Consider the following 734-nt stretch of genomic DNA (forward strand, 5'->3'; position numbering starts at 1 on the left):
TCAGCACCACAGATGGGACTGTTCTAACCAATACGAAACTCAGTCTTTTGGTACTGCTTCACGAGCCAGCCACCGAAAGCATCAATTAGGCCAATGACCGAACGCTTGGGAATTGGCCTTCCAGATAACAATATGCAGAGGCGGTCAATCTCCAGTTTTTTCTCGGGATGATATTGCAAAAACACTTCACCACATTCTATTGGATCATCAAACCAGCGCTTATCGCGATACATCACCAAAGAGTAAGAAGCTCTTAATAACTTTTTAGCGATGACTATCTGCGCACGAACTTGCTCCTCAAGGCTTGTAGCCTGAACAATCTTAGCTCGATACACCGCTAGCCATTCTTCAACATCCATATTCCAGTGCTTAGCAATTTCCCAACTCGGCACATAGTCGCCAAAACAATCAGCCAAGTCATCGCCATGCACACAAACACAGCAGTGCTTGAGCATAAAGCCCCAAGTAAAAATGCTATCAAGATTGGCAACTTCGCTAACAAGTGCCGTTCTTATCGCCACTCCCTTGACTTGCGGATGATTTTGCTGAGCTCGCCACTTTATAGTATTGAGCAGCGTCGCTCGGTTGTTCTCAAACGTCGACTTTGTCACCACAACTAAATCCAGGTTGGACTTTCCTGCTATTGCCGTTTTTCGCGCAACACTTCCGTACACATAAACGCTGTGAAGATTTTGCCCTAGACCACCTGTTAGGCACATCAACACTTCTTTGAT

1 protein-coding gene is annotated in these 734 nt (G+C 45.6%); it reads right to left on the reverse strand.

Annotation, left to right across the window (positions count from 1 at the left end; all coding sequences use genetic code 11):
• Nucleotides 1–23: 23 nt before the first annotated feature.
• Nucleotides 24–719 carry a nucleotidyltransferase domain-containing protein gene (locus R7Q48_RS27150; protein WP_411979294.1) on the reverse strand — a complete coding sequence of 232 codons (696 nt, stop codon included), beginning with the start codon at nt 717–719 and terminating at the stop codon, nt 24–26.
• Between the last annotated feature and the right edge of the window lie 15 nt (nt 720–734).

The organism is Vibrio sp. 378, assembly GCF_033339435.1.

What these genes read in the sequence shown, in the direction of transcription:
- R7Q48_RS27150 (WP_411979294.1), bottom strand. Translation starts at nt 719, where the DNA reads ATGTGCCTAACAGGTGGTCTAGGGCAAAATCTTCACAGCGTTTATGTG.